The following is a 22,965-nucleotide window of genomic DNA, read 5'->3' as shown; positions in this document are numbered from 1 at the left end:
GCTTACCGACCGCTCCCCCCACCAGGAAAGGACCCCCCGTGCGAAGAACCCGCATCCTCACGGCCGTCCTGGCCCTAGCAGCCGGTCTCCTCGCCGGCACCCCGCCCGCACTCGCTTCCGACGCCATCGCCGCGAAGAAGGTGTCGATCGCCGCCGACAGCTACACCTGGAAGAACGCGCGCATCGACGGCGGCGGCTTCGTCCCCGGCATCGTCTTCAACCGCGCCGAGAAGAACCTCGCCTACGCCCGTACCGACATCGGCGGTGCCTACCGCTGGCAGGAGTCGACGAAGACCTGGACGCCGCTGCTGGACTCGGTCGGCTGGGACGACTGGGGGCACACGGGCGTCGTCAGTCTGGCCTCCGACGCCGTCGACCCGGACAGGGTGTACGCGGCGGTCGGGACGTACACCAACAGCTGGGACCCGGGGAACGGGGCGGTGCTGCGCTCCGCCGACCGGGGCGCCAGCTGGCAGAAGGCCGAGCTGCCGTTCAAGCTGGGCGGGAACATGCCGGGCCGGGGCATGGGTGAGCGGCTTGCCGTCGACCCGAACAGGAACAGCGTGCTGTATCTGGGGGCGCCCAGCGGCAAGGGGCTGTGGCGGTCGACGGACTCCGGTGCCACCTGGTCGCAGGTGACCAACTTCCCCAACGTCGGCAACTACGCGCAGGATCCGAGCGACACGAGCGGCTACGCCTCCGACAATCAGGGCATCGTCTGGGTCACGTTCGACGAGTCGACCGGTACGGCGGGCAGCGCCACACGGACGATCTACGTCGGGGTCGCCGACAAGGACAACGCGGTGTACCGCTCGACGGACGCGGGGGCGACCTGGTCCCGTGTCGCCGGGCAGCCGACCGGTTATCTGGCCCACAAGGGCGTGCTGGACGCGACGAACGGCTATCTGTACCTCGCCTACAGCGACAAGGGCGGTCCGTACGACGGTGGCAAGGGCCGGCTGTGGCGGTATGCGACCGCGACCGGTACCTGGACGGACATCAGCCCGGTGACGGAGGCCGACACGTACTACGGCTTCAGCGGTCTCACCGTCGACCGGCAACGGCCCGGCACGGTGATGGCGACGGGGTACAGCTCCTGGTGGCCGGACACCCAGATCTTCCGCTCGACGGACAGCGGCTCCACCTGGACGAAGGCCTGGGACTACACCTCGTACCCCAACCGCTCGAACCGCTACACGATGGACGTCTCCTCGTCGCCCTGGCTGATCTGGGGCGCGAATCCGGCGCCGCCCGAACAGACCCCGAAACTCGGCTGGATGACGGAGTCGCTGGAGATCGACCCGTTCGACTCGAACCGGATGATGTACGGGACGGGTGCGACGATCTACGGCACCGAGGACCTGTCGAAGTGGGACAGCGGAGGCCAGTTCACCATCAAGCCGATGGTGCGGGGCCTGGAGGAGACGGCCGTCCTGGACCTCGCGTCGCCGCCCTCGGGCGCTCCCCTGCTCAGCGCGCTCGGCGACATAGGCGGCTTCCGGCACACGGATCTCACCAAGGTCCCGCCGATGATGTACACCTCCCCGAACTTCACCTCGACGACCAGCCTGGACTTCGCGGAGAGCAACCCGAACACCGTGGTCCGCGCCGGCAATCTGGACTCGGGACCGCATATCGCGTTCTCGACGGACAACGGCGCCAACTGGTTCGCGGGAACGGACCCTTCGGGCGTCAGCGGTGGCGGCACAGTCGCTGCGGCGGCCGACGGCAGCCGGTTCGTGTGGAGTCCGCAGGGCACGGGGGTCCACTACGCGAGGGGCTTCGGCACGTCCTGGTCGGCGTCGAGCGGCATCCCGGCGGGCGCGATCGTCGAGTCCGACCGGGTCGACCCGATGACCTTCTACGGCTTCAAGTCCGGGAAGTTCTACGTCAGTACGGACGGCGGCGCGACCTTCTCCGCGTCGGCAGCGACCGGACTCCCCTCCGGCGACACCGTCCGCTTCAAGGCGCTGCCCGGCACGAAGGGGGACGTATGGCTGGCGGGCGGCGCGAGCGACGGCGCGTACGGCCTGTGGCACTCCACCGACTCCGGCGCCACCTTCACCAAGCTGTCCGACGTCGAGCAGGCCGACACCATCGGCTTCGGCAAGGCGGCGCCCGGAGCGACGTACCAGACGCTCTACACCAGCGCGAAGATCGGCGGCGTACGCGGCATCTTCCGCTCCACCGACCGCGGCGCGACCTGGACCCGCATCAACGACGACGCCCATCAGTGGGGTTGGACGGGTGCGGCGATCACCGGTGACCCTCGGGTGTACGGCCGGGTGTACGTGGCGACGAACGGCCGCGGCGTCATCTACGGCGACACCGCCGACAGCGGCGGCACCGGCCCGACGCCCACACCGACGGGCGCCTGCGCCGTCACCTACAAGGTGACCAACGAGTGGTCGGGCGGCTTCCAGGCGGACGTCCAGCTGAGCAACACCGGGACGAGTGCCTGGTCGGGCTGGTCGCTCAACTGGACCTTCCCGAACGGCCAGACCATCGCCCAGCTCTGGAACGCCGATCACACGCAGTCGGGTTCAGCGGTGACGGCGAAGAACCTGGGCTGGAACGGCACCGTGGCGGCGGGCTCGTCCGTGAGCTTCGGGTTCACGGGGAGCTGGTCGGGAGCGAACGCGAAGCCGATCGCGTTCAAGCTGGGTGAGCAGACCTGCACGGTGCGGTGACGGCCGGGCTCCCGGGCCGGATCACCGGCCCGGGAGCTGACCTACCAATGTCCGAAGACGGCCTACCTGTACCTGACCCACCAAACTATGAAGGAGATGAGGGCGGTACCGGCCGCCGAGCTGGCTCCTCGCAGGCCGTGGCCTGCGACAGTCCGTCCCCAGCTGTTCCAATGTTTACGCGCGACCTTCGTGACAGTTCCGCCAGAAGAATCGCTAGACTTACGCTCCATAGGGTGCCCTTCGTGATCGTGAGGGAGCGCTCTTCCAGGGGAGCCCCGGGCCGGATGCTTGCCGGCAAGGCCCAGGGGCTCCTTTTCTCAGGACGCCATACACATCCCCCTCTTCGGCTGATGACGTCGGAAAACACACCTTGTTGAAGCAAAGGTGTGTCGCCCATGATGTGCAAGCGGCATCGTTGGCTCGCACAGGGGGTGGATGTGGAGTTCCAGAGCGTCGGCCGATGGCAGAAGAGCTCCTACTCCGGGGCCGGCGAAGCCTGCGTGGAGATACTCCGAGACGCCGCGATAGCCGTCAGGGATTCGAAAAGTCCCGACCGCAGACATCTCACCTACGCAACGGTGTCGTGGGCGGCGTTCATACGAGCCGTACATCATCACCCCAACTACGCGAAGGCCTGCGCGACGTCCGACGCCAGCGAGTGCTCCAGCTTCCAAAAGGCATCCAAATAGTCCGACGGACTCTGCTGACCGGACTTGGGCGTCTTCTCACTCAGCAACTCTTCCGTCTCGGGCTTCTCCAAATACGTCACCAAGTCGTCGCTGTCCGGGAATTCGAAGATGACATAAGGGCTCCGGAACAACGGATAGATGCCGGCTCGAAAAGGCACGTACAGGACCGTCACGTTCGGCCGCTCATTCACCCTGACCAGCGCCTCGTGCTGATGCCTCATGATCGTGTCGGAGCCGACCTGCCGGCGGAGCGCCGCCTCGTCCAGAATGAAGTAGAGCTGCGCGTCCGTGTCCAGCACCTTCTGGCGCTTCAGCCGCAACTCGACCCGCATCTCGCGGGTTGCCTCGCGGACGCCGAACGCCTCGAAGAGGGCGTCGGCGTATTCCTCGGTCTGGAGAAGACCCGGAACGACGTTCCGGGAGAAATCCCTGATGATGGACGCCGACTCCTCATAGGCCAAGTAGGCCTCGAACTCGGGTGACATGATCTCTCGGTAGCTGGCGTACCAGGAGGGCTGGCGGGCCACCTTCGCCAGCTCGATCAGCTGCTCTGCCTCTTCTCCGGCGATCTCGTACTTCGCCAGCAGCACCATGGTGTCCGGCACACTCACCGGCTTGGTCCCGCCTTCGAGCCTGATCACCTTCGACGGCGACCAGCCGAACGCCTCCGCCACCTGCTGCTGGGTGAGGCCGGAGTCCTCGCGCCCCTTCCGCAGCCGCCGAGCCAGCCGCTGCCTCGAGTACATGGGGTTTTCGGCCATGACACACCACTCCTTCGGTTTCACTTTGGATGGACCTGATGTGCATGCATACCTCCTCGGCCGCCCCTTGATGCCTCATGTCGGCGGGCGCTAACCCAAGAAGCCTTACTCACCCTTGCCTTACCTCACTTGAGGATGAGTCACCGTGCTTCATAGCACACCGTGCCATCCCACGACGGAAACTGGCAAGACACGACGTCAGGTGATCAGTGCAGGTGAGGGAGGAGTGACGGCCGATCAGAATTGGCTTTACTGAGGTGCCGCTCTTCCCTGCTTCAGCCCACGACGGAGGCGGCTGCCCGCCGATGCGGAAAGCCGCCTGGAATCACTCGTCAGGGCTACAAGCCGGGACGGGTCATGGGGTGTAGACGGTCGGCCTGGGCGCCGTCGGCATCCCGTTGCCGATGAAGAAGCTCGGGTGCGGGGGCTGGTTGTAGCCGGTGTTCTGCCACGCGATGCCCGTGCGGTACATCGGGTCGTGCAGGAGGGTCGTGATCTTCGTGCTGGTCTCGACCGGGGTCGAGTAGATGCGCAGGGCCGTGTTGTTGGTGGGCTGGCACTTCAGGACGCGGTCGAGGTCGCCGTCGAGGTCGCCGACGGAGGCGTCGTTGGCCTCGTAGGTGTACGCGACGCCGTCGGGTGTGGTGCCGCCCGCGGGCGGGGAGATGGGGACGTCCTTGTAGCCGGCGCGGAACTGGATCGCGTGGACCGAGTCGGCCTGGTCGGGCGCGCCGGAGTGGAAGTAGTTGGTGGAGCCGGTGATCGGGGTCGCGTGGACCTTGGTACCGGCGCGGTAGACGTTGGAGGAGACGTCGCCCGGGTCGGTGCCCAGCCAGCGCCAGCTGACCAGGTTGCCGCTGCTGGGCGGCGACGAGCGCGGCCGTGGCGCCCAGCGCGGAGAGGACGACCCTTCGTCTGCGGTGCTTGTGCGGGTGCTGCACGAGACGTACCTCCTGGAGGACGGACGGGTTCCGGCCTCTCAGTGGTCGCCGTGCACCTCGAAGTTGCCGTATCTTGCGGCCAGTTCGGCGGTCGTCCGCGCGATCTTCGCCCGTAGCTCGGGCGGCTCCAGCACCTCGATGTCCGTGCCCAGGCGCAGGAACTCGCCCGCCGCGTGGTCGACGGACTCGATGGGGACGGTGGCCCGGATCCAACCGGTCTCGTCCGTACGGCCGTTCGTCGCCACCGCGCTGGCGAGCGGGCCGGAGAGCGTCGCCGACGGCGCCAGGCGCACCACCGCTTCCGCCCGGTACAGCCGGTCGTGGAAGTCCCTCTGGTACGCCTCCCAGTAGGCGGCGAGATCGAAGTCGCCGGGACGTGTGAACTCCTCGTCCGACGCGGTGAGTTCGAGGATCTGGTCGACCCGGAAGGTGCGCGGCCCGGGACCGGCGACCACATACCAGCGGCCCGCCTTGAGGACCAGTCCGTACGGTTCCAGGCGGCGCTCCACGTCGGTGGGCTCGCGCCAGCGCCGGTAGACGACGTGCAGCACCCGGCTGTTCCACACGGCGTCGGCGACCGCCGGGAGATACGGGGCCTGCTCGCCGTCCGCGTACCAGCCGGGGGCGTCGAGGTGGAAACGGCCGCTGATCCGGTCGGCGTGGGCCCGCAGCTCCGCTGGCAGTGCGGCGCGGACCTTGAGCTGGGCGGCGGCGAGTACGGAGCCGAGGCCCAGCTCGGCGGCGGGTCCCGGGATCCCGGCGAGGAACAGCGCCTCGGCCTCGTCGGCGGTCAGGCCGGTGAGGCGAGTGCGGTAGCCGTCCAGCAGCCGATAGCCGCCGTCGTGGCCCGCGTCGCCGTACAGCGGGACACCGGCCGCGCTCAGCGCCTCCACGTCCCGGTAGACCGTGCGGACGGAGACCTCCAGCTCCTCCGCGAGCTGGGCGGCGGTCATCCGGCCCCGGGTCTGGAGGAGCAGCAGGATCGAGACGAGTCGGCTGGACTTCACTGACACAGGATGTCAGTGAAGCGGTCCTAGCGTCCTGCCATGAGCTTCACCGAGAAACTGCTGACCGTGCCGCCGCCGATCGAGGTGGCCGGGCGGCACATCAAGCGCTACCACGTCACCGCCGACCCGGCGGGCATCGCACCCGACGTCGAGAAGGCGGCGTACGCGATCCTGCCGGAGCTGCTGCCGGAGCCGGACGGCACTGCGCCGGCGACGTTCGTCGTGCTGCACCGGGGCGGTGACGACGGCGCGTATCTGAACGCGTACAGCTGGGTGTGGGACAACGTCCTGCACTTCCGCGGCGCCTCGGCGGGCCAGCCAATGCTCGGCTGCCCGGACAACGATCCCACGCACTTCATCACGCCGGACAAGCCGTGGATCGGCTGCGTCTGGGAGCTGCCGCCGATCCTGCACGAACGGGACGCCTGGGTACGGCACATGCTCGCGCCCGAACTGCCCGACCTGGACGCCTACTTGGCGGACACCCTGCCCGCCGGAACGACTGGAGACCGCTCATGAGCAGCCCGCACGACTTCGACTTCTTCCACGGCTCGTGGGCGGTGGTCAACCGCCGCCGCACCGACTTCCTCGACCCGGACAGCGACTGGGTGGAGTTCCCGGCCGTCAACCGCTGCTGGCCCCTGTTCGACGGCGCGGCGAACATCGACGAGATCGACATGCCGTATCTGGGCTCCAAGGGGCTGACGCTGCGGCTGTTCGACGTCGAGACGAAGACCTGGTCGCTGAACTGGTCCTCCAGCAGCACCGGCAAGCTGTTCCCGCCGGTGTTCGGGCGGTTCGAGGGCGACCGCGGCGAGTTCTACGGCGACGACACCCACGATGGGAAGGACGTCCGGGTCCGGTTCGTCTGGTCGGGGATGTCTCAGACCGCGGCCCGCTGGGAACAGGCGTTCTCCATGGACGACGGGGTGACCTGGCTGACCAACTGGATCATGGAGTTCAGTCGTCGGGCGGCTTCCTGAAGGCCCGGAGGGAGAACACGGGGTCGGGGCGCGGCCGGTCCTGGTCGGGGAGCGTCGCCAGCAGCTCGGCGAACCGTTCGGTGCGCGGCTCGCCGGGCGGCAGCTGGGTGAACCAGCCGCGCCGCAGGTCGGCGGCGGTCCGCCGGGGGCTGCGGCCCTGACCCACGCCCGGGAAGCGGGCCTTCCCGGCGAGAAGCAGTCCCTGCTCGGCGGCGTACGACTCCACGGCCGCCGCCGCGTCCCGGGCGGGGCGGCGTGGACGCGGGGCGAGCACGGCATCGATGTCACTGCCCACGTCGTGCGCGGCGGCCTTGTCGACGGTGGTGACGTACACACCGCCCGGCAGCAGCACCCGGGCGCATTCGGCGACGGCGGCACGCACGTCGTCGGGTTCGTCGAGCAGATGCAGCAGCCACACGCTGGTCATGGCGTCGAACGCCCGGTCCGGGAACGGCAGCCGCCGGCTGTCCGCGAGCACGACCGCGCCGGGCAGGCGGCCGGCAGCCATCCGGGCCATCCCGTACGTCAGATCCGCGCCCGTGACCCGCAGACCGGGCCGGGCCGCCGCGAGCCGCCGGGTCACGATGCCGGTGCCGCAGGCCACGTCGAGGAGGCGGCCGGTCACGCCGGGCAGCAGGCCCAGGACGGCGTCGGCAGCCGCGGCGGCCCGGGGTTCGCCGCCGCGTGTGACGTCGTAGGCGTCGGCTTCCTTGTCGTAGTCCAGCACCGCGTCACTTCGCCCCGTGGCCCGGCGCCAGCTCCTCCACCCGGCGGGCCAGCTTGAAGTCCCGCTCGGTCACCGCACCCACGGTGTGCGTGTTCACGCTCAGTGACAGGGTGTTGTAGCCGAGGGTGAGGTCTGAGTGGTGGTCGAGCTCTTCCTGGACCTGGGCGATGTGGACGACCATCGCGGTGGCCGCGAGGTGTGAGCGCAGCCGGTAGGAGCGGGCGATACGGTCCCCGTCCAGGGACCAGCCCGGCAGCTCCGCCAGCCGCTCCTCGATCTCCTTCTGCGACAGCGGTTCGAGGGGCATGGCCTCGCTCCTTCCAAGGTGTCGCGGTTCTTCTTCAGCGTGCCACAGCCGCACACTTGACGCCCTGGTCAGACAGGTGCCCGGAGATCTGTTCCGGACACATTTGCGCGCCCCTGGACTACGGTCGTCGTATGACCACTCCCGCGTCCGGCGCCGCCGCACTCCACGCCGACGAAGGCGTCGGCCCCCTGCTGCGGTCCTGGCGGGAGCGTGGGCGGGTCAGCCAGCTGGAGCTGGCGCTGCGGGCCGACTCCTCCGCCCGGCACATCAGCTTCATCGAGACGGGCCGCTCCCGGCCGAGCGAGGAGATGGTGCTGCGGCTGGCCGAGCATCTCGACGTGCCCGTGCGGGAGCGCAACGCCCTGCTCCTGGCGGCCGGTTACGCCCCGCGCTACCGGGAGACCCCGCTGGACGACCCGGCGCTGGAGACGCTGCGCGAGGGAATCGAGCAGCTGATCCAGGGCTACGAGCCCTACCCCGCCCTCGTGGTGGACGCGACGTACAACGTCGTGGCCGCCAACCGGGGCATCCTGGCTCTGCTCGACGGCCTGCCCGAGTCGCTGCTCGTGCCGCCGCTCAACGCGATGCGGCTGACCCTCCACCCGGAGGGCCTCGCGCCCCGGATTCACAATCTGCGGGAGTGGCGCGGCCATCTGCTCGCCCAGATGGAACGGCAGATCGCGCTGCAACGCTCCGAAAAGCTGCGGGAGTTGTACGAGGAGGTCGCCGCGTACCAGGTGCGGGAGACGGCAGAGGAACCGGCCGAGCCCGTCCCGTACTTCGCGCTCCCGATGCGCATCGAGCACGACGGCCGGGTGCTGTCCTTCATCTCCTCCATCTCCACCTTCAACACCCCGATGGACGTGACCGTCGCCGAGCTGGCCATCGAGACCCTGCTCCCGGCCGACCCGGCGACACTCAAGTACCTTCAGTCGCAGCTGCCTTGACGCGCCCTCCGGGGAAGCGCCCCGTGGTGAGACTCACCACCGTTCCTGTCCGACACGCACCCGAACATGACACACTGCTCCCGAACTTCGGCACGTAGGGGAGGCGTGGCGTGAGCGAGCGGCGACCCGCGCCCACCGTCGGCCAGGTGGTGCTCGGCAAGCGGCTGCAGGAGCTGCGCGAGGCGGCCGGCCTCAAGCGCGAGGAGGCCGCACAGGTCCTGCGCGTGGCCCCCGCGACCGTGCGGCGCATGGAAATGGCCGATGTCGCGCTGAAGATCCCGTACGTCCAGCTGCTGCTCAGCGCGTACGGCGTGCCCGAGGAGGAGGCGGCGGCGTTCGTCTCGCTCGCCGAGGAGGCCAACCAGCCGGGCTGGTGGCAACGGTTCCACGATGTGCTGCCGGACTGGTTCAGCCTGTACGTGAGCCTGGAGGGCGCCGCCCGGATCATCCGCTCCTACGAGCCGCACTTCGTGCCCGGTCTGCTGCAGACGGAGGCGTATGCGCGGGCCGTGCTGGAGGCCGGGACGATCGGGCAGGCCGGTCCGGAGACCATCGAGCGGCATGTGTCGCTGCGCATGGCCCGGCAGCAGCTCCTGGAGCGCGACGACCGCCCCCACCTGTGGGTGATCATGGATGAGACGGTCCTGCTCCGTCCCGTGAGCGACGACGGCTCCGTGCTGCGCGACCAGATCGACAAGCTGCTGGAGTTCGCCGAGCGCGACCGCGTCACCCTCCAGGTCGCCGAGTTCAGGGCGGGCCCGCACCCGGGGACGTACGCGCCGTTCACGCTGTTCCGGTTCGCCGAGCCCGAGCTGCCCAACATGGTCTTCACCGAGTACCTGACCGGTGCGCTGTATCTCGACTCCCGCACGGAGGTCTCCACGCACCTGGAGGTGCTGGACCACATGACGGCGCGTGCCGCGTCCGCCGAGCAGACCAAGAAGATCCTGCGGGACCACCGCGTGGACTGCTGAGCCACCCCCGACCCGAAGTCGTAGGAGAAGACACCGCATGACCGGATCCGAGGCCGAGTTCGCCCGCATCGACACCAGCCGTCCGCATCCCGCCCGGGTCTACGACTGGTGGTTGGGCGGCAAGGACAACTACCCGGTGGACGAGGAGCTGGCCCGCAGGATCGCCGCCACGGACGAGGCGGCGGTGCGCTCGGCGCGCGCCAACCGCCGGTTCATGCACCGGGCCGTCCGCACCGTCACCGAGGCCGGGATGCGGCAGTTCCTGGACGTCGGCACGGGCATCCCCACCGAACCCAACCTCCACCAGGTGGCCCAGGAGGTCGCCCCGGAGGCGAAGGTCGTGTACGCGGACAACGACCCGATCGTTCTCAGACACGCCGAGGCGCTGCTGCACGGCACGCCCGAGGGCGCCACGAACTACGTGCACGCCGACTTCCGCGAGCCGGACACCATCCTGCGGCTGGCCGCGGAGTCCCTGGACTTCTCGCAGCCCGTCGCGCTGTCCTTGGTCGCGCTCACCCACTACCTGGACGAGGAGCCGGCCGGCGACGACGTCTACGGCCTGCTCAAGCGGTACGTCGCCGAGCTCGCCCCGGGCAGCTACCTGATCCTCTCCCAGGTCACCCCCGACCTGAGCCCGGAAGTGATCGCCAAGGTCGCCGATCACTTCCGCAAGAGTGGCACTCCGTTCCATCCACGGTCGCTCGCCGAGATCTCCCGCTTCTTCGACGGCCTGGAGCTGCTGGGTCCCGGCGTGATTCCGGCCACCGGGTGGCGGCCGGGGCCGGAGGACGTGGCGGCACAGGCGGAGGGCATCGTGCCCCTGTACGCGGGAGTCGCCCGTAAGGCCTGACCCGTACGGGCGCCGTGAACAGGTGCGCTCCCCTGCTCGCCCCTAGGTTTGAGGCCAGGGCAAGCAAGGGAGCGCATGTGACCGACACGCAGATGCCGCCCGCCGAGCCGGCCGCGTTCCTGCTGCGCACCGGGCGGTTTTTCCGCTCCGGCACGCCCTCCCCCGACCTGCACAGCTCCACGCACGGCGTGCACTGCACCGGCTCGTGCCGCTGGAAGGTGTACGTCAAGGACGGCATCATCACCTGGGAGAGTCAGCAGACCGACTGTCCGAGCGTCGGCCCCGACCGCCCCGAGTACGAGCCCCGCGGCTGCCCGCGGGGCGCCGCCTTCTCCTGGTACACCTACTCCCCCACCCGTGTGCGCTATCCGTACGTCCGCGGTGTGCTCCTGCAGATGTACCGGGAGGCGAAGGAACGCCTGCGGGACCCCGTCCTCGCCTGGGCCGACATCCAGCGGGACCCTGCGCGCCGCCGCCGCTACCAGCAGGCCCGCGGCAAGGGCGGCCTGGTCCGCGCCACCTGGGACGAGGCGGTCGAGATCGTCGCCGCCGCGCATGTCCACACCATCAAGGCGTACGGCCCCGACCGCGTCGCCGGCTTCTCCCCCATCCCGGCGATGTCGATGGTGTCGCACGCGGCGGGCGCCCGTTTCCACTCGCTGATCGGCGCCCCGATGCTGTCGTTCTACGACTGGTACGCGGACCTGCCCGTCGCCTCGCCGCAGGTCTTCGGCGACCAGACCGACGTACTGGAGTCGGGCGACTGGTGGGACGCCGCGTATCTGATGATGTGGGGCTCCAACGTCCCGGTGACCCGCACACACGACGCGCACTGGATGGCGGAGGCCCGTTACCGCGGCCAGAAGGTCGTGGCCGTCGCCCCCGACTACGCGGACAACGCGAAGTTCGCCGACGAGTGGCTGCATCCGCACCCCGGCACGGACGGCGCCCTAGCGCTCGCGATGGGCCACGTCATCCTCAGGGAGTTCTTCGTCGACCGCGAGACGCCGTTCTTCGCGGACTACGTAAGGAAGTTCACCGACCTGCCCTTCCTGGTGACCCTGACCGAACGGGACGGCGCCTACGTCCCGGGGAAGTTCCTGCGCGCCGCCGACCTGGGGCACGAGGGCGAGGGTGCGCAGTGGAAGACGGTCGTGCTGGACGCGGCGAGCGGACGCGCGGTCGTCCCCAACGGCTCGCTCGGCTTCCGCTGGACCGACTCCGGCAAGGGCCGCTGGAACCTCGAACTCGGGCCGATCGAGCCGCAGTTGAGCCTGTACGGCCATCAGGCGGCCGGAGGGGTGGCGGTGCTGCTGCCGCGCTTCGACACCGAGGGCGGCGAGCACGGACAGGGGCGCGGGGACGTCGTGCGCCGGGGAGTCCCGGCGACCCGGCTGGGCGGCGCCGACGGCCCCCTGGTCACCACGGTCTTCGACCTGCTCCTCGCCCAGTACGGCATCTTCCGCCATGGCCTGCCCGGCCGCTGGCCCGCCTCCTACGAGGACGCCGACGCGCCCTGCACGCCCGCCTGGCAGGAGGCGCACACGTCCGTCCCCGCGGCCAAGTGCGTGAAGATCGCCCGGGAGTTCGCGCGGACGGCCGAGCGGTCGAAGGGCCGCTGCATGATCCTGATGGGCGCGGGGACGAACCACTGGTTCCACTCCGAGACGATCTACCGCGCCTTCCTCGCCCTGCTCCAGCTCACCGGCTGCCAGGGCCGCAACGGCGGCGGCTGGGCGCACTACGTGGGCCAGGAGAAGTGCCGCCCGGTGACCGGCTGGGCGACGCTGGCCGCCGCCTCCGACTGGTCGCGTCCGCCGCGCCAGATGATCGGCACCGCGTACTGGTTCCTCAACACCGACCAGTGGCGCTACGACCGGTTCACGGCCGACGTGCTCGCCTCGCCGCTGGGTGAGGGCCGGTTCGCGGGGATGACCGGCGCGGACTGCCTTGCCCTGTCGGCGCGTTCGGGGTGGATGCCGTCGTATCCGACCTTCGACCGCAATCCGCTGGAGCTGGGCGGGGCGTTCGGCGATCCGGTGTCGCGGGTGGTGGCCGAACTCCGCGCCGGGACCCTGAAGTTCGCGTGCGAGAACCCGGACGCGCCGGAGAACTGGCCACGCGTGCTGACGCTGTGGCGGGCCAATCTGCTGGGCTCGTCGGCGAAGGGCGCCGAGTACTTCACCAAGCACCTCCTCGGCACGCAGTCGTCGCTGAGCGCGCGGGAGGCCGAGCCCGGCGAGCGCCCGAGGGACGTGACCTGGCGGGACGAGGCGCCCGAGGGCAAGCTCGACCTTCTGCTGTCGCTGGACTTCCGGCAGACCTCGTCGACGCTGCTGTCGGATGTCGTCCTGCCCGCCGCGACCTGGTACGAGAAGCACGACCTGTCCAGCACGGACATACACCCCTACGTGCACTCCTTCACCCCGGCCGTGGACCCGCCGTGGCAGGCGCGCACGGACTTCGACACGTTCAAGGCACTGGCCGAGCGGCTGAGCGAGTTGGCCGTCGGCCATCTCGGGGTGCGCAAGGACCTGGTCGCGTCGCCCCTCCAGCACGACACGCCGGGCGAGATCGCCCAGCCGGGCGGGGTCGTGAGGGACTGGAAGCGCGGGGAGTGCGACCCCGTGCCCGGGCGGACGATGCCCCACCTGACCGTGGTGGAGCGTGACTACACGGCGATCGGCAAGAAGTTCACCGCCCTCGGCCCACTCGTGGAGCAACTCGGTCTGCCCGCCAAGGGAATCGCCCTGATGCCGACCGAGGAGGTGGAGGATCTACGGCAGTTGAACGGCACGGCGTACGAAGGCCGCCCCTGTCTCGACACGGCGGTGAAGGCCGCGAACACGATCCTCGCCCTGTCCGGCACCACCAACGGGCGCCTCGCCACCCAGGGCTTCCGCACCCTTCAGGCGCGCACCGGGCAGGCGATGGCCCACCTGGCCGCCGAGCACGAGGGCAAGCGGGTCACGTACGCGGACACGCAGGCCGCTCCCGTGCCGGTGATCACCTCGCCGGAGTGGTCGGGCAGCGAGTCCGGCGGGCGCCGCTACACGGCGTTCACGCTCAACACCGAGCATCTCAAGCCCTGGCACACCCTCACCGGCCGCCAGCACTTCTTCCTGGACCACGACTGGATCCACGAGCTGGGCGAGGCTCTGCCGGTGTACCGGCCGCCCCTGGACATGAACCGGCTCTTCGGCGAACCCCGCCTCGGGCCCGACGGCCAAAGCGAGGTGACGGTCCGTTACCTCACCCCGCACAACAAGTGGTCCATCCACTCCGAGTACCAGGACAACCTCTTCATGCTGGCGCTGTCCCGCGGCGGCCAGAACATCTGGATGTCCCCGCAGGACGCGGACGCGATCGGCGTCAAGGACGACGACTGGATCGAGGCCGTCAACCGCAACGGCGTGGTCGTCGCCCGCGCCGTCGTCTCGCACCGCATCCCGCACGGCACCGTCTACACGCATCACGCGCAGGAACGCACGGTGGGCGTGCCGAAGACGGAGACGACCCGGCAGCGCGGCGGCATCCACAACTCCCTGACCCGGCTGCTCCTCAAGCCGTCCCACCTGGTCGGCGGCTACGCCCAGCTCTCCTGGGCGTTCAACTACCTGGGCCCCACGGGCAACCAGCGCGACGAGGTGACGGTGATCCGCCGCCGCAGCCAGGAGGTCGAGTACTGATGCGCCCCATGGCCCAGATCGCGATGGTGATGAACCTCGACAAGTGCATCGGCTGCCACACCTGCTCGGTGACCTGCAAGCAGGCGTGGACCAACCGCCAGGGCATGGAGTACGTCTGGTTCAACAACGTCGAGACCCGCCCCGGCCAGGGCTATCCGCGCCGCTACGAGGACCAGGAGACGTGGCAGGGCGGCTGGCAGCTGAACCGGCGCGGCGCGCTGAAGCTGAAGGCCGGCGGCCGTTTCAAGAGGCTCGCGGGCATCTTCTCCAATCCGAGACTCCCGGAGATCAAGGACTACAAGGACTACTACGAGCCCTGGACCTACGACCACAGGAACGTCACTGACGCCCCGCTCGGCGACGACCACCCGGTGGCACAGCACCTCTCCGCGAGCGCCCCCGCCCACGGCGACCTCGATCCGATGGTCGAGCGGGTCCGCCGACAGGCCGCCGACAAGGTGCGGTTCGAGTTCGAGCAGACCTTCATGTTCTATTTGCCGCGCATCTGCGAACACTGCCTCAACCCGTCCTGCGTGGCCTCCTGTCCCTCCGGCGCGATGTACAAGCGGGCGGAGGACGGCATCGTCCTCGTCGACCAGGACCGCTGCCGGGGCTGGCGGATGTGCGTGACCGGATGCCCGTACAAGAAGGTCTACTTCAACCACCGCACCGGCAAGGCCGAGAAGTGCACGCTGTGCTATCCGCGCCTTGAGGTGGGGCTGCCGACGGTCTGCTCGGAGACGTGCGTGGGGCGGCTGCGCTATCTCGGGGTGGTGCTGTACGACGCGGACAGGGTGACGGCCGCGGCTTCCGTGGTCGACGAACAGGCGCTGTACGCGGCGCAGTTGGGTGTCTTTCTCGACCCCGAGGATCCCGGGGTGCGGCGGGCCTGTGCGGAGGCGGGGATCCCGTACGACTGGGTGGAGGCGGCCCGGCACTCGCCCGTGCGCGCGCTGATCAGCACGTACCGGGTGGCGTTGCCGCTGCATCCCGAGTACCGCACCATGCCGATGGTCTGGTACATCCCGCCGCTGTCGCCGGTGGTCGAGGCGCTGACGGAGACCGGGCACGACGGAGAGGACGCGCGGAACCTGTTCGGCGCGATCGACACCCTGCGCATTCCGCTGGAGTATCTGGCGGAGCTCTTCACCGCGGGCGATGTCGCCCCGGTCCGGGCGTCGTTGGAGAAGCTCGCCGCGATGCGCTCCCATATGCGTGCCATCAACCTGGGTGAGGAGCCCGATCCGTCGGTCGCGCGCGCCGTCGGCATGCGGGCCGCCGAGATCGAGGAGATGTACCGGCTGCTGGCGATCGCCAAGTACGAGGACCGGTATGTGATCCCGACGGCGGCTGTCTCGGACGCGCGGCGGCTGGAGGAGTCGGCGCTCCCGGGCGGGTGCAGCCTCGACTACGACGGCGGGCCGGGCATGGGCGGCGACGGGCCGTTCGGCCAGGACTCCGGGGGCCGTACTCATCTGCCGCTCGTGTCCGTGGAGAACTTCCACGCGCTGCGCCACCGGCAGACCGCGGACAAGGAGGAGGAGACCTGATGCCCACGTTCGAGGTGCTGTACCAGGCGGCGGCGCTCTGTCTCACCTACCCCGACGACGAGTTCCGCGCCCGGCTGCCGCTGCTGCGCGAAGCCGCCCCGCAGCTGCGGGAGTTCACCGACCACGCGGCGGTGACCGACCCGCAGCAACTGGCCGCGCACTACGTCGAGGTCTTCGACTTCAAGAACCGCCACAGCCTGTACCTGAGCTGGTGGCACGACGGGGACACCCGGCGCAGGGGCATGTCCCTGGTCCGCTTCAAGGAGGTCTACCGCGCCCACGGCCTGGAGTTCACCGGCGAGGAGCTGCCGGACTTCCTGCCCGCGGTGCTGGAGTTCGCCTCCCGTACCGGCAACACCGACCTGCTCACCGACCACCGCGCCGGTCTGGAGCAACTCCGTTCCCGTCTCACCGACTTCGGCACCCCGTACGCCTGCGTCCTGGACGCCGTGTGCGCGACCCTGCCGCCCGTCCGCACCGGAGCCCGCTCATGACCGTCTTCCTCTGGGGCGTCCTGCCGTACGTCGCCTTCGCACTCCTGGTCGCCGGCCTGGTCTGGCGCTACCGCTACGACCAGTTCGGCTGGACCACACGCTCCTCGCAGATCTACGAGTCGAAGCTGCTCAACATCGCCTCCCCCGCCTTCCACTACGGCATCCTGTTCGTCCTCGTCGGCCACCTCGTGGGCCTGTTCATCCCGATGTCGTGGACCGACGCGATCGGCGTCAGCGAGCGCTCGTACCACCTGGTCTCCCTGTACGGCGGCACCGCGGCCGGTCTCCTCACGATCGCCGGAATCGTGCTCCTGATCCACCGCCGCCGCACCAACGCGCCGGTGTTCCGCGCGACGACGGCCAACGACAAGGTCATGTACGTCGTCCTGCTCGCCGCGATCGTGCTCGGCATGGTCGCCAAGCTGAGCCACGCCTCCGGCGACGGCTACAACTACCGTGCGTCCATCGCCCCTTGGGCCCGCAGCCTGTTCACCCTCCAGCCCGACACCGCCCGCATGGCGGGCGTGCCCGTGCTGGACGAGATCCACGCGGTGATCGGCATGGCCCTGATCGCGTTCGTGCCGTACAGCCGTCTGGTGCATATGTTCAGCGCGCCGGTGCAGTACCTGTTCCGGCCGTACATCGTCTACCGCAGCCGCGACCCGAAGCAGCTGGGCCCCCGTCCGGAGCAGCGGGGCTGGGAGCGGGCGGGGTTCTGAGGGCTCGCCAGCTCCTAGGCAGCGCCGCCCTTCTGGTCCCGTTCGTCGTCGACGATCTCCGCGTCCACCACGCCCTCCTCGTCCGGCGACGAGGTCTGCTGTCCGGCGTCCTCCGACGGTGTCTGCTGGGCCTGCGCGTACATGGCCTGGCCCATCTTCTGGCTGACGGAGGCGAGTTTCTCGACGCCGGTGCGCAGTTCGTTGGTCTCGGCGTTGCGCTCCAGGAGTTCCTTGAGTTCGGTGATCGCGGACTCGACCTCCGACTTGGTGTCGGTGGCGACCTTGTCCTCGTTCTCCCGCAGGAACTTCTCGGTCTGGTAGACGAGTTGCTCGGCCTGGTTGCGGGTCTCCGCGGCCTCGCGGCGGTTGCGGTCCTCCTCCGCGTACTGCTCGGCCTCCCGCATCATGCGGTCGATGTCGTCCTTGGGGAGGGCCGAGCCGCCGGTGACGGTCATCTTCTGCTCGCGGCCGGTGGCGAGGTCCTTGGCGGAGACGTGCATGATCCCGTTGGCGTCGATGTCGAACGCGACCTCGATCTGCGGGACCCCGCGCGGGGCGGGCGGCAGTCCGGTGAGGTCGAAGACGCCGAGCTTCTTGTTGTAGGCGGCGATCTCGCGTTCGCCCTGGTAGACCTGGATGCCGACCGAGGGCTGGTTGTCGGTGGCGGTGGTGAAGATCTCCGAACGCCGGGTCGGGATCGTGGTGTTGCGCTCGATGAGCTTGGTCATGATGCCGCCCTTGGTCTCGATGCCCAGGGACAGCGGGGTGACGTCGAGCAGCAGGACGTCCTTGACGTCGCCGCGGATGACACCGGCCTGGAGGGCGGCGCCGACCGCCACGACCTCGTCCGGGTTGACGCCCTTGTGCGGGTCCTTGCCGGTCAGCTCCTTGACCAGTTCGGTCACGGCGGGCATCCGGGTCGAGCCGCCGACGAGGATCACATGGTCGACCGCGGAGAGCTTGATGCCGGCGTCCTTGACCGCCTGGTGGAAGGGGTTCTTGCAGCGGTCGAGGAGGTCGGCGGTCAGCTCCTGGAACTGGGCGCGGGTCAGCTTCTCGTCGAGGTGGAGCGGTCCCTCGGCGGAGGCGGTGATGTAGGGGAGGTTGATCGTGGTCTCGGTGGACGACGACAGCTCGATCTTGGCTTTCTCGGCGCCTTCGCGCAGCCGTTGCAGCGCCATCTTGTCGTTGCCGAGGTCGATGCCGTTCTGTCCCTTGAACCGCTTGACCAGGTATTCCACGACCCGCTGGTCCCAGTCGTCGCCGCCGAGGTGTGTGTCGCCGTTGGTGGCCTTGACCTCGATGACGCCGTCGCCGATCTCCAGCAGCGACACGTCGAAGGTGCCGCCGCCGAGGTCGAAGACCAGCACGGTCTGCTCCTCACCGCGGTCGAGGCCATAGGCGAGCGCGGCGGCCGTCGGCTCGTTGATGATCCGCAGCACCTTCAGGCCCGCGACCTCCCCGGCCTCCTTGGTCGCCTGCCGCTGGGCGTCGTCGAAGTACGCCGGTACGGTGATCACCGCGTCGGTGACGTCCTCGCCGAGGTAGGACTCCGCGTCCCGCTTCAGCTTCTGCAGGACGCGGGCGGACAGCTCCTGGGCCCGGTAGCGGGTGCCGTCGATGTCGCCCTGGTCCGGGAACCGCCAGTTCCCGTCGCCCATGTGCCGTTTCACGGAGCGAGCCGTGCGCTCCACGTTCGTCACGGCCTGCCGTTTGGCCACCTCACCGACGAGCACCTCGCCGTTCTTCGCGAAGGCCACGACCGATGGTGTGGTCCTGGCCCCCTCCGCATTGGCGACGACGGTGGGTTCGCCGCCCTCCAGGACGGCGACCACCGAGTTCGTGGTCCCGAGATCGATTCCGACCGCACGTGCCATCGCTGTCCCCTTCCGCCAGGGCCGCTCCCGCACTCCAGCACAAAACTTGAGCGCGCTGTTGTCAATGGGACGGGTACCCAGAGAGGCATCCGGATCACGGACTGAGCACCCGCTCAGCTCTTCGGAGGGGGTAGGGCAACGCCCTAAGGGGCGCGGGGAACTGCGCGACAAGCCACGACGGCGCCGCAGCCGACAACGGACCCAGCGGCGGCACCTGCCCTCCCCGCACCCCTCAGCGAAGCGTCAGGTGAGTTTCGCCGACAGCGTGATCGTCGTACCCGTGAGCGCCTGACTGACCGGGCAGCCCACCTTCGCCTCCTCCGCCGTGGCGACGAACGTGTCGTTGTCGATGCCCGGAACCGTGCCCTCGACGGTGAGGTGGATCCCGGTGATCCCCTCACCCGGCTGGAAGGACACGTCCGCCGAGGTGACGAGCTTGGTGGGCGGCGTACCGGCCTTGGCGAGCATGTTCGAGAAGGCCATGGAGAAGCAGCTGGAGTGGGCGGCGGCGATCAGCTCCTCGGGGCTGGTCTTGCCGTTCGCGTCCTGGGCGCGCGAAGCCCACGTGACCGGCTGCTCGCCGATGGCTCCGGAGGAGTCGAAGGTGACGACGCCGTTGCCCTCGAGAAGGTTGCCTTCCCAGACCGTGTGTGCGGAGCGCGTGGTTGCCACGGTTCTTCCTTTCGCATGGGGTCCCGTTGCGGGGTTCCGTGGACCATCCGATCACATTCCGGCTCACCGCACGCGGAACACCGGACCACGTGCGGTGAACGGCAGTCGGGCGCCCTGGGGAATCAGATAGGCGTGCTCGCGCCGCACCCGGAGCGTGTCGCAGTCGCCGTCCGTGATCACCAGCATGGGGGCGCCCGGCGGGAAGTCGTCCGCCCGGTGCAGCAGGTCGATGCCGGGCTGGAGGACCGTACCGCCGCGGCCGTGCACCCGCACCCGCCCGGCGATCTCGGTGACCGGCAGGAATCCGGCGTCGTGCGGGGCCGCGTCGCAGAAGACGACGCGTGCGGCCGGTACGTCACGGGCCTCGGCGTACGAGGCGATGGCACCGAGCGCCTTGGCGAGCAGTGTGCGGTCCATGGAGCCGGAGGTGTCGAGGACGACGCCGAAGGTGCAGCGGGCGATCTCCTCGGGCGGGAAGTAGCGGCCCGCGCGCGGGATGTCGGGGGTGGAGGACTGCCGACGCGAGGGCCGGGCGTACGACCGTACCGGCTCCGGTCGGGGGACGAACTCGTCGAACCAGCGGGCCAGTTGTGCGTCCCACGGCAGCGGCGGATGGCTCAGTGCGCGAATTTCCTCGACCAGGCCGCCGGGCAGGAAGCCGCGCTCCTGCTGCTGGTGCAGGTCGAGGCCCTGGCACAGGCCCCGGCGGTAGAACTCGTCCAGGTCGACGTAGTCGCGCGGGCTGCCGAGCGGTCCGCCGAGGATGTCGCCCACGCCTTTGCCGCGCAGGGTCGACAGACGGCGCATCCGGCGCACGTCGCCGGCGATACGGTCGTAGACCTCCTCGGCGGAGAGGCCCGTGAGTCCGGGGTCGTGGAGCAGTCCGTCGGGCATGGTGCCGATCTGCATCTCGGCCAGCCAGCCGTTGATGACGTAGTCACAGGCGACGTTGAACAGATACGGGTCGCGGGGGCCGCGGCGGTCGCCGTGGCGCAGGGCGGCGTGCAGCATCTCGTGGGCGAGGACGAACCGCCATTCCTCGTCGTCGAGTTCGCGCAGGGGATTGAGGTAGATCTCGGCCGCCTCCGCGTCGACGGCGGCGACGGAGATGCCGTGGGCGCGGGCGAGTTCGGCGTCGGCGACCAGGGTGATGCCGGCCGCGATCCCGCCGAGCAGCGGGTAGGAGGAGACGAACCAGCTCAGGGCCCGCTCCCACGGCTGGAGCCGGGTGGGTCCGCCGCGCATCGAGTCGCGGCGGCCACCGGCCACGTCCATGGCGGTGGCCACGGTGCGGGTGAGGGCGTGCGCGAAGTCCAGCTGCCAGTTCGTCGGGGTGCCGCCCATCCAGGTGTCCCACGGCACCAGGAGCTGGTCCGGGTCGCCGCCGGCCGTGCCGCAGTGCTCGTACGGGCCCGGGATGCCGTCGCGGCGCCAGCGGGCGGCGAGCTGCTCCTCGTCGCCGTCGGGGTAGGCGGGCGGCAGGGCGTCGGGGGTGCGGCCGATGGAGAAACCGAGCAGGAAGCGGTTGACGACGGCGCAGCGGGCGGCGAGCTCGTACCGGTCGGGCTGGGTACGGCGGCCCTCCTTCGCCGGGACGTGGCCGAAGCCGAGGTGGATGATGCCGTGGGCGATCGCCCAGGCCCAGTCGGCGGGGTCGGCTCGGCGGGTGGGGTGGACATGCAGGATGCCGTCGGAGTCGACGCGGACGAGCCCGGAGGTGGGCGCGAGCGGGCAGTCCTCCTTGCGGCAGGTGCTGAACCCGACGGCGGCAAGCGCCCGGTTGGCCCGCACCAGCCGCATGCCCTCCGCGAACGCCTCGGCCGCGAGGTCCTTCTTGGGCGGCTTGGAAGCGCGGTTACGGCTCACCGCGGCGGCCCCTTCCGCGGCGACTCCTCACGTAGCCGCTGCTTCCGCGGCGGCGCGGCACAGGGCCGGCTCACCCCGCGGCCACCCGTCTCTCGGCCCCTCGCACCGCACGTTCCGCTCACTGCCGCGCCTCCACCAGGCGGGGCATGTCGCGGGCCGCCTCGACGAGGAACCAGGCCGGCAGCAGAGGGTTGCCGTCGGTGTCCGGGGCGATGACGCTCTGCGCGACCTCCACCGAGATCTCGGCGAGCTGCACGAGCAGCGACTTGGCGCGGTACGCCATCTGCTGCCCGCTCGCCGACAGGTGTTCCTTGCTCGCCGGCAGCTCCTTGACCAGCCGTCCGCGGAACGACTCGGCGAGGTAGTAGAGCAGGTCGCGGTCCTGCATCCGGTGCGGCCAGCGTGCGTCGCCCTTGATGATCGCCTCGATGCCGTACTGGCTGCGCACGATCTTGACGTAGCCGCAGAAGGCGACGGCGTGCGCGGGCGTGAGCGTGCCGTGCGCGACGATCTTCAGGGTCGCCTCGTCGAGCTCCGCGCCGAAGGAGTGCATCGCGTCGGAGAGCATGTGCCAGGAACGGGGCGTGGAGAAGGGCTCCTCGGTCTTGGGCGGCTTGGACCACAGGTGGTCGGGGCGGTCGGTGAGGTGGTCCAGGATCCAGGGGTGGATGCCGTTGCCCGCGGCCCAGGCGAGCCAGTCCTTCGCGGAGGCCTCCAGATGGACGTGGGCGAGGCGGTTGATCAGCGCGGAGGCGATCGGGCGGGCCAGCGCGTTGTCCGTGGCGCGGTTTCCGGCGCCGATGACGATCGATCCCTTCGGCAGCTCGTAGTTGCCGATACGGCGGTCCAGGATCAGCGAGTAGAACGCCTTCTGCACATCGGGCGTCGCCGCGTTCAGCTCGTCCAGGAACAGGCAGTACGGCTCGTCGCGGGCGATCGCCTCCGGCGGGCAGAACACCGACCGCCCGTCACGGATCTGCGGCACGCCGATGAGGTCCTCGGGGGCGAGCTGGGTGCCCAGCAGGCTGACGCATTCGAGTCCCAGGGATTCGGCGAACTCCCTTACCAGGGAGGACTTTCCGATGCCGGGGGCGCCCCAGAGGAAGACCGGGCGGACGGTCGCGAGACCGAGCAGCAGCTCGGGTATACGGGCGGGAGTGACGGTTACGGCAGCCTGCAAAGCAGGGGGCTCCTCAAGTCTGTTCGAGCAGGTTCGACT

19 protein-coding genes and 2 pseudogenes are annotated in these 22,965 nt (G+C 69.7%); 11 read left to right on the top strand and 10 right to left on the bottom strand.

Annotation, left to right across the window (positions count from 1 at the left end; translation table 11 throughout):
• The first annotated feature begins 38 nt into the window (after window positions 1-38).
• Entirely contained in the window at window positions 39-2,690 is a 2,652-nt protein-coding gene (locus tag QQY66_RS41730; protein WP_301985613.1) for a cellulose binding domain-containing protein, read from the top strand.
• Window positions 2,691-3,085: 395 nt separating this feature from the next.
• The gene (locus QQY66_RS50620) at window positions 3,086-3,379 is read left to right on the top strand and encodes a DUF397 domain-containing protein (protein ID WP_367667031.1); all 294 of its coding nucleotides are present in this window, start codon (window positions 3,086-3,088) and stop codon (window positions 3,377-3,379) included.
• Here the strand turns inward: QQY66_RS50620 and QQY66_RS41720 are convergent.
• From QQY66_RS41720 to QQY66_RS41710, 4 genes and pseudogenes are all read right to left on the bottom strand, one after another.
• Complete coding sequence (locus QQY66_RS41720) at window positions 3,313-4,140, bottom strand: helix-turn-helix transcriptional regulator (protein WP_301985612.1); 828 nt, start codon at window positions 4,138-4,140, stop codon at window positions 3,313-3,315. The genes QQY66_RS50620 and QQY66_RS41720 overlap by 67 nt on opposite strands.
• 355 nt (window positions 4,141-4,495) lie before the next feature.
• A pseudogene (locus QQY66_RS50615) lies at window positions 4,496-4,630 on the bottom strand (hypothetical protein); the annotation flags it as partial.
• Window positions 4,631-4,684: 54 nt separating this feature from the next.
• Window positions 4,685-5,033 (bottom strand): annotated as a pseudogene (locus tag QQY66_RS41715) (rhamnogalacturonan lyase); the annotation flags it as partial.
• A gap of 86 nt (window positions 5,034-5,119) precedes the next feature.
• Window positions 5,120-6,088 carry a YafY family protein gene (locus QQY66_RS41710; protein WP_301985611.1) on the bottom strand — a complete coding sequence of 323 codons (969 nt, stop codon included), beginning with the start codon at window positions 6,086-6,088 and terminating at the stop codon, window positions 5,120-5,122.
• A gap of 39 nt (window positions 6,089-6,127) precedes the next feature.
• On the opposite strand from QQY66_RS41710, the gene QQY66_RS41705 reads away from it, so the two are divergent.
• The gene (locus QQY66_RS41705) at window positions 6,128-6,607 is read left to right on the top strand and encodes a hypothetical protein (RefSeq protein WP_301985610.1); all 480 of its coding nucleotides are present in this window, start codon (window positions 6,128-6,130) and stop codon (window positions 6,605-6,607) included.
• Window positions 6,604-7,071 (top strand): hypothetical protein, encoded by a 468-nt coding sequence (locus tag QQY66_RS41700; protein WP_301985609.1) that lies wholly within the window; start codon window positions 6,604-6,606, stop codon window positions 7,069-7,071. Before QQY66_RS41705 ends, QQY66_RS41700 begins: the two co-directional genes overlap by 4 nt.
• Here QQY66_RS41700 and QQY66_RS41695 read toward each other — a convergent pair.
• On the bottom strand, window positions 7,049-7,798 hold the full coding sequence (locus QQY66_RS41695; RefSeq protein ID WP_301985608.1) for a class I SAM-dependent methyltransferase: 750 nt from the start codon (window positions 7,796-7,798) through the stop codon (window positions 7,049-7,051). The two genes, QQY66_RS41700 and QQY66_RS41695, sit on opposite strands and share 23 nt — an antisense overlap.
• Window positions 7,799-7,802: 4 nt before the next feature.
• The gene (locus QQY66_RS41690) at window positions 7,803-8,105 is read right to left on the bottom strand and encodes a 4a-hydroxytetrahydrobiopterin dehydratase (protein WP_301985607.1); all 303 of its coding nucleotides are present in this window, start codon (window positions 8,103-8,105) and stop codon (window positions 7,803-7,805) included.
• Window positions 8,106-8,236: 131 nt separating this feature from the next.
• Between QQY66_RS41690 and QQY66_RS41685 the strand changes: the two genes are divergently transcribed.
• From QQY66_RS41685 to narI, 7 genes are all read left to right on the top strand, one after another.
• Window positions 8,237-9,052: a helix-turn-helix domain-containing protein gene (locus tag QQY66_RS41685; protein WP_301985605.1), complete on the top strand. Its 816-nt coding sequence runs from the start codon at window positions 8,237-8,239 to the stop codon at window positions 9,050-9,052.
• A 110-nt stretch (window positions 9,053-9,162) separates the two neighbouring features.
• Window positions 9,163-10,026 carry a helix-turn-helix transcriptional regulator gene (locus QQY66_RS41680; RefSeq protein WP_301985604.1) on the top strand — a complete coding sequence of 288 codons (864 nt, stop codon included), beginning with the start codon at window positions 9,163-9,165 and terminating at the stop codon, window positions 10,024-10,026.
• 37 nt (window positions 10,027-10,063) lie between these two features.
• Window positions 10,064-10,879, top strand: coding sequence for an SAM-dependent methyltransferase (locus QQY66_RS41675; RefSeq protein ID WP_301985603.1), 816 nt, complete (start codon window positions 10,064-10,066; stop codon window positions 10,877-10,879).
• A 77-nt stretch (window positions 10,880-10,956) separates the two neighbouring features.
• The gene (locus tag QQY66_RS41670) at window positions 10,957-14,568 is read left to right on the top strand and encodes a nitrate reductase subunit alpha (RefSeq protein ID WP_301985602.1); all 3,612 of its coding nucleotides are present in this window, start codon (window positions 10,957-10,959) and stop codon (window positions 14,566-14,568) included.
• Window positions 14,568-16,118 (top strand): nitrate reductase subunit beta, encoded by a 1,551-nt coding sequence (gene narH / locus QQY66_RS41665; RefSeq protein WP_301985601.1) that lies wholly within the window; start codon window positions 14,568-14,570, stop codon window positions 16,116-16,118. Before QQY66_RS41670 ends, narH begins: the two co-directional genes overlap by 1 nt.
• Entirely contained in the window at window positions 16,118-16,612 is a 495-nt protein-coding gene (gene narJ, locus QQY66_RS41660) for a nitrate reductase molybdenum cofactor assembly chaperone (RefSeq protein WP_301985600.1), read from the top strand. The genes narH and narJ overlap by 1 nt, the downstream gene beginning before the upstream one ends.
• On the top strand, window positions 16,609-17,331 hold the full coding sequence (gene narI / locus QQY66_RS41655) for a respiratory nitrate reductase subunit gamma (RefSeq protein ID WP_301985599.1): 723 nt from the start codon (window positions 16,609-16,611) through the stop codon (window positions 17,329-17,331). The genes narJ and narI overlap by 4 nt, the downstream gene beginning before the upstream one ends.
• Before the next feature lie 14 nt (window positions 17,332-17,345).
• Here the strand turns inward: narI and dnaK are convergent, their stop codons facing one another.
• The 4 genes from dnaK to QQY66_RS41635 form a co-directional block, all read right to left on the bottom strand.
• Complete coding sequence (gene dnaK, locus QQY66_RS41650; RefSeq protein ID WP_301985598.1) at window positions 17,346-19,208, bottom strand: molecular chaperone DnaK; 1,863 nt, start codon at window positions 19,206-19,208, stop codon at window positions 17,346-17,348.
• Window positions 19,209-19,451: 243 nt separating this feature from the next.
• Window positions 19,452-19,880, bottom strand: a complete 429-nt coding sequence (locus QQY66_RS41645) for an OsmC family protein (protein ID WP_301985597.1) — start codon at window positions 19,878-19,880, stop codon at window positions 19,452-19,454.
• Between the two features lie 63 nt (window positions 19,881-19,943).
• Entirely contained in the window at window positions 19,944-21,680 is a 1,737-nt protein-coding gene (locus tag QQY66_RS41640) for a hypothetical protein (protein ID WP_301987670.1), read from the bottom strand.
• 184 nt (window positions 21,681-21,864) lie between these two features.
• Window positions 21,865-22,926, bottom strand: coding sequence for an ATP-binding protein (locus QQY66_RS41635; protein ID WP_301985596.1), 1,062 nt, complete (start codon window positions 22,924-22,926; stop codon window positions 21,865-21,867).
• Window positions 22,927-22,965 lie beyond the last annotated feature (39 nt).

It is taken from the genome of Streptomyces sp. DG2A-72 (genome assembly GCF_030499575.1).
Lineage (GTDB): Bacteria > Actinomycetota > Actinomycetes > Streptomycetales > Streptomycetaceae > Streptomyces.
Note: the sequence above shows the minus strand (reverse complement) of the source record. Positions and strands in the feature narration are given on the sequence as shown.

Coding starts and splice junctions, on each gene's coding strand:
- QQY66_RS41690 (WP_301985607.1), bottom strand. CDS start 8,105: ATGCCCCTCGAACCGCTGTCGCAGAAGGAGATCGAGGAGCGGCTGGCG.
- QQY66_RS41640 (WP_301987670.1), bottom strand. CDS start 21,680: ATGCGGCTGGTGCGGGCCAACCGGGCGCTTGCCGCCGTCGGGTTCAGC.
- dnaK (WP_301985598.1), bottom strand. CDS start 19,208: ATGGCACGTGCGGTCGGAATCGATCTCGGGACCACGAACTCGGTGGTC.
- narH (WP_301985601.1), top strand. CDS start 14,568: ATGCGCCCCATGGCCCAGATCGCGATGGTGATGAACCTCGACAAGTGC.
- QQY66_RS41700 (WP_301985609.1), top strand. CDS start 6,604: ATGAGCAGCCCGCACGACTTCGACTTCTTCCACGGCTCGTGGGCGGTG.
- QQY66_RS41675 (WP_301985603.1), top strand. CDS start 10,064: ATGACCGGATCCGAGGCCGAGTTCGCCCGCATCGACACCAGCCGTCCG.
- QQY66_RS41720 (WP_301985612.1), bottom strand. CDS start 4,140: ATGGCCGAAAACCCCATGTACTCGAGGCAGCGGCTGGCTCGGCGGCTG.
- QQY66_RS50620 (WP_367667031.1), top strand. CDS start 3,086: ATGATGTGCAAGCGGCATCGTTGGCTCGCACAGGGGGTGGATGTGGAG.
- QQY66_RS41705 (WP_301985610.1), top strand. CDS start 6,128: ATGAGCTTCACCGAGAAACTGCTGACCGTGCCGCCGCCGATCGAGGTG.
- QQY66_RS41685 (WP_301985605.1), top strand. CDS start 8,237: ATGACCACTCCCGCGTCCGGCGCCGCCGCACTCCACGCCGACGAAGGC.
- narJ (WP_301985600.1), top strand. CDS start 16,118: ATGCCCACGTTCGAGGTGCTGTACCAGGCGGCGGCGCTCTGTCTCACC.
- narI (WP_301985599.1), top strand. CDS start 16,609: ATGACCGTCTTCCTCTGGGGCGTCCTGCCGTACGTCGCCTTCGCACTC.